Raw genomic sequence first — 8,876 nt, 5'->3', positions numbered from 1 at the left:
TCCGACATCCTTGGCTGTTGCAAAGCGTCATGAGTGCGACGTTTCCGGCCACGCGATTTCGAATGTCTCCGTTTTGGATTCGGCATAATTCAAACTCCTTTAAACGCAAAGACGCAAAGTCGCTAAGAAATTGAAAGTTTTTCTTTGCGTCTTGGCGCCTTTGCGTTTTGTCTTTGGCGCCTTGGGGTTACTTGGATTTGTCCAGAACTGTTTTTAGCTTTGTCCACCGCGGATCCATTTCGTCCTGCGGGCATTCACATTCTACTTCATTCAAATCGGCCCCGCAATGAACACACAATCCTCGACAATCCTGCTTGCACAAAAATTTCATGGGAACCGCCAGATAAATCTGTTCCTGGATCATCTCTTGTAACGGAAGATGCTCTCCTTCCAAATACGCAACTTCCAGTTCCTGGCCCGACAATTCCACTTCCTCTTTCGCAAATCGCTCGGGATCCGCCGCGAGATAGGTTAAATGAAAACTTCTCCTTAAATCAAGCGGAAAGGAGTTCAAACAGCGGTGACAATTCGCGGTTATTCCGGCCGTAAACATACCTTCTATCGCTGCTTTTCGCGCATTTCCTTGTAGAAAAAGCTCAAATTCCAATTCGCCCCTGCTTTTCCAATCGGTCTCGACAATTTTCCAGGCATTTGGATGAACTTTTCGTTGTACTTTTAGCCCTTCTGCGGGAATATGTGACAAGTCAATGGATTCTTGATACATATGAATTTCCCCCCATTAATATTATGGAAATCAGCTGAATTAGACAACAATGCAGAAATGATGATAAAGTGCTGATAACTCGGTACTTGATAATGAATCTTCCGAATGCGTTAACGTTAAGTCGAATCTTTCTCACTCCCTTGCTCGTTGTCGTCCTGCTCACAAGAATTGATGGTAAGGAGATTTACGGAGCGTTGATTTTTGTCGTTGCCGCCCTGACGGATTATTTCGATGGATATTTTGCGCGAAAGAGAAATCAGGTCACGGCTCTCGGCAAATTGCTGGATCCGATCGCCGACAAGCTTCTAGTGAGCTCCGCTTTTATCTCGCTTGTGGAATTGAAACTCGCGCCGGCCTGGATGGTGACCATCATTGTGGGACGCGAATTCGCAGTGAGCGGGATCCGTAGCATTGCCGCCTCTCTTGGCCATATCATGCCTGCGAACTGGTTTGGCAAGACGAAGATGGTTGTGCAGATTTTCACAATCCTCGTTTTGATCATTGCCGATACCTACAAGGAACATTGGTTGCTGTTCGGTCGTTTCTTGTTATGGGTAACGATGGTCGTTTCGCTGATTTCAGCGGTGAGCTATTTGATCACCTTTATGAAGCTCCGAAGACAGCCGAGAATCGTGTGGAAGGAGGAAAATGAGCAAGAAGCAAGAAAAGAAAAAATCGTTTCGTGATTTTCAGGAAGATTTTGTCATTTTACTGGAAGAAGGATTTCGGACCGCCGGGCGGATAACGAAAAGGGAATTCGATCGCACGGCAGAAACGATCAAAGCAAAACTGGAAAACAAATACGGTAAGGAAAAAGTTGAAGATTTTTCAAACCGCGTGAAAGCGGATTGGGAACAAACCGTTCAGAAAGTTCAAGAAATGCGGATTCGTTTGGAAGCTGACGCGTCTTTCCGAAAGGGGAAACAAATCGGTGTTCAATTTCTTGAGGGCCTGGCTTCCGCGATCAAAAGGGCTGCGGATAATCTGGAAGCAAGTTTGTCTGATAAACCCACTTATCATGCGGGACAGGTTGTGGATAAGGGAGTTTTTGTTTGCGCAGGCTGCAGCAAAATCCAGGAAGTGAAACGGCGCAGGAAAATTTCTGCTTGCCCGGAATGTGGCGGGTCCGAGTTCCGAATGGCCTAGTGACTGAGCCCACCACAACAATCACCGATTATCTTCTGGCCGCCGAATGCATTTTCTTCGGCGCACTCCTGATTAGAAACAACCCAATTTGGGCCATCTCTTTTTTCATGCTTGCCATTGCCGCAGCAGCCGGAGGGACGTATCACGGATTCATCAGCAATCTGAGCGTTCCTGCAGCGGAAGCCATATGGAAAATCACACTGTACACAATCGGTCTCGCGACTCTGCTCATGCTGTTTGCGACGTTTCGCGTGTACATGCCGGACCCCTGGAAAAATATTTTTCTCGGTATCACGATCCTTCAATTCGGTGTTTATGTTTACATCGTTTCGGGCAGCAACGATTTTAGATACGTGATCTACAACTATGTGCCGGCGATGATTGCCATCCTGTTGATGGCGATTTTTCACAAAAATTTCTGGCTTGTTGTTGGGGTGTTGATTTCTTTTGCCGGTGCGGCGATCCAAAGAAGCGGCATGCAGCTGCATGAACACTTCAACTTTAATGACATCTACCACCTGGTTCAGATGGTGGCAATGTACTTTTTTTACCGCGGCGTAGTAGCAGAGCATTTGCCGTAGTCTATAAACGAGCGTGTTATCCTAAAGTTTGCTCAAATTAGAACAGACATTTTCCTGCGAGCAAATGCTCTGCCACTACAGAGCGAAGGTGTTACAAACCGACTGATTCCAGGCCTGCCATTGAATACTGGACGATTTCCTTTTCGTACTTCTTGAAGAGGGCGAGGTTTTCGTTCGGAACCGAATCGAGCGTGGAGTCCATCTTTTTTAACGCAGAATTCTTGGAAAGATTATCCAACTGAGATTGCAATTGGTCGCGCGTTGTCTGAAGCGCTTTTTTTGTGGCGTCCGGTGTCGCCGGATCTTTCAGTTGCTTATCAATGGATTCAATCATGTCACGCAGATTTTTTTCCGCCGCATCACTGAAAGATTGATCCTTTAAAACTTCTTTTGTTCCGCTGGCGAGCCATGTTTTGTACACAGCATTCACAATGTATTGATACTCTTCAGGCGACATCTTCTGCGCTGCAAGCGCCTTTGCGTGCTCCGCACGGAGGTCTTTCCAGAAGCTCCATCCTTTCGTTAAAACAGAAAGGTCGGGCTTGTCTTTATCCAGTTTCTTAAGTTCCCCTTCATAACGTTTATAAACACTAAAAATCTGTTTGCGGGCTGCGAGAAACCTTTGCATCTGTGATTCGGTGATCACTCCATTGGCCGGTGGAGTAAATGGATAATTCTGGCTCAACTGTTTCGTGGTTTTCTCAACGTCGCTTGTACCTTCGGTGAATTCCTTGAACTTGCTTCGCACAAAGAATCCACCTGCAGCGATGATGATGATTCCGATGACCAGAACTATGCCGCAGCCGATCAGGACAACTTTGGTGGCGGTCGATGCCATGGTCTACGAATAGAAAAGGTACTTTTTCCACTTCTCATCCACGCTCCCGTAATGGCGAAGCAGATGGATGAAGTGATAGGTTGAGCCCTTCCGTGGATCCTTCAACAGAGTGAGCCCGGCTTCTTCCGGGAGACGGCTCCCTTTCTGGACATTGCAACTGGGGCAGCAGGCGGCCAGGTTCTCCCAGTTCGATTCCCCCCCGCGGGACTTTGGAACGATATGATCCAGCGTTACTTCCTGCGACTTCAGCGGTTTTCCGCAGTACTGGCAGGAGAAACGGTCCCGAATCAGGATGTTGTTTTTCGAAGCCAGCTTCTTGCGGAAAGGAATATGGACAAAGTGAATCAGACGGATCACTGAAGGCGCTGGATAGCTGGAGCTAACTGACCGAAGATGAAAAAGACCCTGTTCCTGCATGACAGCAACACCCTTAAAAATCATGACAATGGCGCGATAAACATTGCAAATGTGAACTGGTTCGTATGTGGCGTTTAATACAAGAACGCGGCTGCTCAATCTGCCAGGGGAAGGAAGAGAGACGGAGTGATCGACGCGGGGTTTGTGAGTGCGAATCCCTCTCATCTGCCTCTACTCAAAAAATGAAACGGATTCGTTCTCTTCGAACGTCTCATTTCATTCGACAACATAAGATCGTAATTATAAAGTTCTACAATATTTAGTGTCAACGTCCATTCATTTCCCCTATTGACATCCTGCTTTTTCTGAGGGTATACTCACGAATTCTGAAAACGATTATGAAAATAGTTTTCAAGATTAGGAGAATATGAATGTTAAAGAGCGTGCTGTTTGGAGTGATCTTTATTTTATGTGTATCGTTCGTATGGGGAGAAACTCAAGAGGAGAAGATCAAAAAACTTGAACAGAGGATCGAACAGCTTGAAAAGCAACTGGCTGCTGCCACCTCCACAACGGACTCAAGCGGCGTACAGGAGATTCGGAGACAATTGGAGATTCTGGCTGCCGAAGTGGAGAAATTGCGTAGCGGAGAAGAGGCAGAAACAGAACTGGATGAATCGAAAAGAAAATCTCTGGGGCTGGGAAGCTCGGCTGCCACAGTGTATACAAAGAAGCAGGGACCGTCGCTTGCGGGTTATGGCGAGATGCTTTATGAGAATTTCGATAGTGAAACCGATGCTGGTGCGGCGTCAGGACGGACGGACCAGATCGACTTTGTGCGTGCCGTTGTTTACTTTGGTTATCGTTTCAATGAAAGGATTTTGTTCAATTCCGAGATTGAATTTGAACACGCTAATACGGATCTGGGTGGATCGGTGGCGGTCGAATTCGCTCATCTGGATTTTGCAATGAACGAATCTATTACTTTACGTGGAGGTATGGTTTTGCTGCCGATGGGATTGATCAACGAATTTCATGAGCCGAATTCTTATCTGGGTACTCATCGGCCGTTGACAGAGAACGTGATCATTCCCACGACCTGGAGGGAAAATGGCGCTGGTTTTGTTGGAAGCCATGGCATTTTCAACTATCGCGGTTATGTTGTTGCGGGACTGAATGCAGCCAACTTCACGTCGTCAGGACTGCGCAGTGGCCGGCAAAGTGGCGCCCGGTCGAAGCTCGGCGATCCCGCGTTTGTCGGGCGTTTGGATGTAAATCCTTCGCCGGGCATCGTTGTGGGCGGATCTTTCTTTGCTGGAAACTCAATCGTTTTTGGAACGACCGCGGCAGATATCGACGTCCCGACTCGGATTAGAGAATTCCATGGTGAATTCAAAAGGCATGGACTTCAGGTACGCGGCCTGTTCGCGCATGCTTCACTGGATGATGTCGACGAGTTGAATGATTTTCTGGGACTCACCGGTTCTTCCTCTGTCGGCGAATCGATGAACGGTGGCTACATAGAAGCCGGCTATAACATACTGGCCGGGAAAGGTGAGCATTCTCTGACTCCGTACATTCGTTATGAGTCTGTGGACACACAATCGGAGGTCCCTTCCGGCTTCCTGAGGAATCCTGCCCGCGACCAATCCCTGTGGACGGTTGGGTTGGAGTACAAACCGATCTCGAATATCGTAGTGAAAGCGGATTACATTGCGTTTGATAACAAAGCAAATACCGGAGTCGATCAGTTCAGCATATTGTTAGGCTATAGCTTCTAGATGAAAACAATTGCACTCTTGATTGTTCTTTTCGCAAACGCAGTTTTTGCGAAAACAATCGGTAGAGAAGAAGCGCTGAAAGCAGCGTTTCCCGGAGCGGAGATCCGTTCCCAGGTGATTTTCTTGACCGATCCGGAAAAGCAAGAAGTAGAAAAAGTTTCGGGCACGATAATTTCTACTGTATTAGTAGCAAGTTATCGTGCACTGCAAAATGGCAAGGAGATTGGCCGGGCATACCTGGACACGCATACGGTTCGCACAAAAAAGGAGTCTCTTCTTGTGATCCTTCATCCCGATGGAACGTTGAAGCGGGTTGAGGTGGTTGCTTTCCTGGAACCCCCGGAGTACCTGCCTTCGGAGCGCTGGTACCAGCAGTTTGAAGGAAAAGCGCTCGGTGAGAACCTGAAACTGGAGCGTGATATTCATGCAGTTACCGGCGCCACTCTAACGGCCAAAGCAACGACGGAGGCTGTCCGCCGTGTGCTGGCGATCGATGCGCTTTTGCAGCGTAAGGGGAAAAGCTCGAAGTGAACAGGTTGGAGTCCTGGCTCCTTCATCTTTCAACGATCGTGCTTACCGTCACCGGTCTCGGGTATGCCTGGATGCATTACCTGATGAAACCGGATGATCCGTTCAGTGTAGTCAATCATCCGTGGGAGCCTCACTTTCTTTCTACTCACATATTAGTAGCGCCACTCTTGATGCTCGGTTTTGGCATGGTCCTTCACAGCCACATTTTGTTTAAGATTTCAGCGGGAGCGCGCAGCGCGCGAAAAACCGGGCTGGTTCTGATTCCTTTGTTTGCCGCGATGGTGATCTCCGGTTACCTGCTTCAGGTGGTTGTTTCTGATTTCCGCAAGATCCTTCTATGGGTTCATCTTGGGACCGGTTCACTCTGGTCTCTGTTTTATCTGGTCCATCAAATTGCTTCCTATGCTCAACGGCGCGCCAAACAGAATGGTTCACCAAGATATCGAATTCCGGTCCAAGTCCTGTTGATCGTTGCGTTGGCCGGTATTGTTTTTGAATCGCAAGCAGAAACATTTGAACGTGAAGTCTATTCCATGGGAACGAGTCTTCGCATCGTCCTCATGGAAGAAGATCCGGAAAAGGCTTTGCTCGATAGTGAAGAGCTGATCCGCGTGGTGGAATCTGCCGACAAGCAACTCAGCACATGGAAACCGGACAGCGAGCTTTCCCGTTTAAATCAGGCGGAAATCGGGCAACCGGTTCGAGTTACGCCTCAACTATTTCAGCTCATCCAAAAAGCAAAAGAGTGGACAAAGTTAACAAACGGCTCGTTCGATCCCGGAATCGGAAGACTCCTGGAGGTATGGAAAGTTCATCATTCCGTTCGGATTCCGCCGGAAGTGGAAATCTCACGAACACTTGATGTAAGCGGACTTCGGTACATCAGCATGGATACTGAAACTCTCACGGTGTCGAAGATCAAAGATGTTCATATTGATCCCGGCGCGTTCGGGAAAGGGGAAGCTTTGGATCGCGCCATGGAAGTTGCTGCATCGAAAAAGATGGCACCGTTGATGATGGATTTTGGAGGTCAGATTGCGGTTCATGGTGGCGTTGCATGGCACGTCGCCATCGCTCAACCATCGAATCGGTCGGAAACGGAGGAGGATCTGTTTTTGCTGACAACAGGTTCTATTTCCACGAGTGGTTTTTCAGAACGATCCGGAAAAATCGGCCAGCGAGTCATCAACCACATCCTGAATCCGACCACCGGACATCCAGTAGAGCCGTTCGGTTCTGTTACAGTTTGGCATCCAAGCGCACTCGCAGCTGATATCTTGAGCACGGCGTTATACGTAATGGGACCCGAGAGAGGTTATCAATGGGCGACCCGAAATAAGATTGCCGCGGCTTTTGTGATCGATTCCCAGAAGAATATTCTGGAGACACTGGAATTTAAAAAGTTAAAGGTTAAAAGTTAACTTGGCGTCTTGGCGCCTTGGCGGTTGCATTTTTCACACAGCCCGTAGATTTCCATTCGGTGGTCCGTCATTCGAAAACCAAATTGCCGCGCGACTTTTTCTTGGAGTTTTTCGATCTGAGGATGAACAAACTCGATTGTTTCCCCGCAAGTAAGACAGATCATGTGGTCGTGATGAGCGGTTTTGTATTGCTGTTCATACCGGACTCGCCCTTCTTCAAAGTAATTTGCGCGCGCCAGATTGCACTCGCAAAAGAGTTTCATTGTGCGATAGATCGTGGTGAGCCCGATGCCGGGGTCCTGATAATTTACAAGCCTGTGAAGCTCTTCTACAGTCAAGTGCTTTTTCGACCGCAGGAAAACTTCCAGTATTGTTTCGCGTTGTTCGGTTCTCTTTAATCTTTTTCGGGATAAATGCTCCCTCAGTACTTCCAATTCTTCTTCCATGGCTTTTTGGAAATCGTTTTCAATATGTTAAGTGGGGTTGGCAAAAGCGTCAAGCGAATAACTTTTCGAAATTTGTGAAAACGGCCTCTGAGAGTTTCTGTTCGGTAAGGCTCCGGAGCGAGGCTATGAATCTGGCAGTTTCAACCACAAACGCAGGTTCGTTTCGTTTTCCTCTGTGTGGTACCGGCGCCAGAAAGGGAGCGTCCGTTTCTACGAGAATTCGATCGAGTGGAACACTTTTCGCGGATTCTTTTAAGGTGGTTGCTTTTGGGAAAGTCACAATTCCGGAAAAAGAAATATGGAAGCCGAGTTGCAGCAAGGGTTCCAATTCCGCCGGGGTTCCGGTGAAACAATGAATCATTCCCTGCCATTTTGAAGACAGCGAAGCAAGGATTTGAGCCAGCTCGGTATACGCGTCGCGACAATGGATCACCACCGGCATCTTTTTTTCTAGCGCCAGCTCGAGCTGTCTCTGGAATACAGAAATCTGCACATCCTGAGGTGAGTAGTTGTAATAAAAATCCAATCCGATTTCCCCCAGCGCTACGACGCCCGTCTGTTCGAGAAATTCTTTGACCTTTTTCTCCCATTTTGAGTCATACAGATTTGCCTGATGTGGATGAATTCCGAAACATGCAAATCGTTTTACCGAATGCGGGAGGTGCAGGCAGGTCAGAGTTCGTTCGAAACTCTGTTCCGTTGCTTCGCTGTTCACAAGCAGGACCTGAGTAACTCCGGCCTGGAAAGCCCTGTTGAGGACCTCTTCTTTTTTAGAAAAGAGGTCATCAGAATCGAGATGTGTGTGCGCATCGAGCCACCGGAGCATGAGGGATCAGGCTGCGCGAATCCTCAAACGTTCGACTTCTTGTTCCATTTTGCCGGTCCACATCAAGCCATACATTTTGAAATCTCCGATCAAGGAAAGTAAAGGATATTGAAATGTAGCCGGTCGGTTTTTTTCAATCAGGAAATGACCGGCCCATGCGAAACCATAAGCACAGATCACCCCTGCAAGAAGACTGATTAAGGATTGAGTGAGAACCGCATGTAT

At 47.9% G+C, this 8,876-nt stretch carries 13 protein-coding genes; 6 read left to right on the top strand and 7 right to left on the bottom strand.

All coding sequences use genetic code 11. The features are described from left to right. Together rpmF and L0156_27210 are read right to left on the bottom strand one after the other, a co-directional pair. Positions 1-86, bottom strand: an 86-nt coding sequence (gene rpmF / locus L0156_27215; GenBank protein ID MCI0606692.1) for a 50S ribosomal protein L32, incomplete at its 3' end; no start/stop codon positions are given. 101 nt (positions 87-187) lie between these two features. Further along, positions 188-724: a DUF177 domain-containing protein gene (locus L0156_27210; GenBank protein MCI0606691.1), complete on the bottom strand. Its 537-nt coding sequence runs from the start codon at positions 722-724 to the stop codon at positions 188-190. A gap of 92 nt (positions 725-816) precedes the next feature. Between L0156_27210 and pgsA the strand changes: the two genes are divergently transcribed. The 3 genes from pgsA to L0156_27195 are packed head-to-tail and all read left to right on the top strand — an operon-like array spanning position 817 to position 2,451. Next, positions 817-1,410, top strand: a complete 594-nt coding sequence (gene pgsA, locus L0156_27205; GenBank protein MCI0606690.1) for a CDP-diacylglycerol--glycerol-3-phosphate 3-phosphatidyltransferase — start codon at positions 817-819, stop codon at positions 1,408-1,410. Next, entirely contained in the window at positions 1,373-1,870 is a 498-nt protein-coding gene (locus L0156_27200; GenBank protein MCI0606689.1) for a zinc ribbon-containing protein, read from the top strand. The genes pgsA and L0156_27200 overlap by 38 nt, the downstream gene beginning before the upstream one ends. After that, complete coding sequence (locus L0156_27195) at positions 1,870-2,451, top strand: hypothetical protein (GenBank protein MCI0606688.1); 582 nt, start codon at positions 1,870-1,872, stop codon at positions 2,449-2,451. The genes L0156_27200 and L0156_27195 overlap by 1 nt, the downstream gene beginning before the upstream one ends. 91 nt (positions 2,452-2,542) lie before the next feature. Here the strand turns inward: L0156_27195 and L0156_27190 are convergent, their stop codons facing one another. Both L0156_27190 and L0156_27185 read right to left on the bottom strand, forming a co-directional pair. Beyond that, positions 2,543-3,289 (bottom strand): hypothetical protein, encoded by a 747-nt coding sequence (locus tag L0156_27190; protein MCI0606687.1) that lies wholly within the window; start codon positions 3,287-3,289, stop codon positions 2,543-2,545. Between the two features lie 3 nt (positions 3,290-3,292). Further along, on the bottom strand, positions 3,293-3,871 hold the full coding sequence (locus L0156_27185; GenBank protein MCI0606686.1) for an HNH endonuclease: 579 nt from the start codon (positions 3,869-3,871) through the stop codon (positions 3,293-3,295). A gap of 206 nt (positions 3,872-4,077) precedes the next feature. On the opposite strand from L0156_27185, the gene L0156_27180 reads away from it, so the two are divergent. From L0156_27180 to L0156_27170, 3 genes are read left to right on the top strand one after another with little or no spacing between them, the layout of a single operon-like run. Next, a complete protein-coding gene (locus tag L0156_27180; GenBank protein MCI0606685.1) occupies positions 4,078-5,427 on the top strand; it encodes a hypothetical protein in 1,350 nt (449 codons plus the stop codon). After that, entirely contained in the window at positions 5,428-5,958 is a 531-nt protein-coding gene (locus tag L0156_27175) for an FMN-binding protein (protein ID MCI0606684.1), read from the top strand. Next, entirely contained in the window at positions 5,955-7,379 is a 1,425-nt protein-coding gene (locus L0156_27170) for an FAD:protein FMN transferase (protein ID MCI0606683.1), read from the top strand. The genes L0156_27175 and L0156_27170 overlap by 4 nt, the downstream gene beginning before the upstream one ends. On the opposite strand, the gene L0156_27165 is transcribed toward L0156_27170, so the two are convergent. The 3 genes from L0156_27165 to L0156_27155 form a co-directional block, all read right to left on the bottom strand. Further along, on the bottom strand, positions 7,376-7,825 hold the full coding sequence (locus L0156_27165; protein MCI0606682.1) for a transcriptional repressor: 450 nt from the start codon (positions 7,823-7,825) through the stop codon (positions 7,376-7,378). The genes L0156_27170 and L0156_27165 overlap by 4 nt on opposite strands. 49 nt (positions 7,826-7,874) lie before the next feature. Further along, on the bottom strand, positions 7,875-8,651 hold the full coding sequence (locus L0156_27160) for a TatD family hydrolase (protein ID MCI0606681.1): 777 nt from the start codon (positions 8,649-8,651) through the stop codon (positions 7,875-7,877). A 6-nt stretch (positions 8,652-8,657) separates the two neighbouring features. Further along, positions 8,658-8,876 (bottom strand): DUF962 domain-containing protein (locus L0156_27155; GenBank protein ID MCI0606680.1); only part of this gene is annotated, 219 nt, incomplete at its 5' end.

Source organism: bacterium (assembly GCA_022616075.1).
Lineage (GTDB): Bacteria > Acidobacteriota > HRBIN11 > JAKEFK01 > JAKEFK01 > JAKEFK01.
Note: the sequence above shows the minus strand (reverse complement) of the source record. Positions and strands in the feature narration are given on the sequence as shown.

Bases quoted from the DNA above. Each gene is read 5' to 3' on its own strand.
- L0156_27190 (MCI0606687.1), bottom strand. From the start codon at position 3,289: ATGGCATCGACCGCCACCAAAGTTGTCCTGATCGGCTGCGGCATAGTT.
- L0156_27200 (MCI0606689.1), top strand. From the start codon at position 1,373: ATGAGCAAGAAGCAAGAAAAGAAAAAATCGTTTCGTGATTTTCAGGAA.
- L0156_27185 (MCI0606686.1), bottom strand. From the start codon at position 3,871: ATGAGAGGGATTCGCACTCACAAACCCCGCGTCGATCACTCCGTCTCT.
- pgsA (MCI0606690.1), top strand. From the start codon at position 817: ATGAATCTTCCGAATGCGTTAACGTTAAGTCGAATCTTTCTCACTCCC.
- L0156_27175 (MCI0606684.1), top strand. From the start codon at position 5,428: ATGAAAACAATTGCACTCTTGATTGTTCTTTTCGCAAACGCAGTTTTT.
- L0156_27165 (MCI0606682.1), bottom strand. From the start codon at position 7,825: ATGGAAGAAGAATTGGAAGTACTGAGGGAGCATTTATCCCGAAAAAGA.
- L0156_27160 (MCI0606681.1), bottom strand. From the start codon at position 8,651: ATGCTCCGGTGGCTCGATGCGCACACACATCTCGATTCTGATGACCTC.
- L0156_27210 (MCI0606691.1), bottom strand. From the start codon at position 724: ATGTATCAAGAATCCATTGACTTGTCACATATTCCCGCAGAAGGGCTA.
- L0156_27180 (MCI0606685.1), top strand. From the start codon at position 4,078: ATGTTAAAGAGCGTGCTGTTTGGAGTGATCTTTATTTTATGTGTATCG.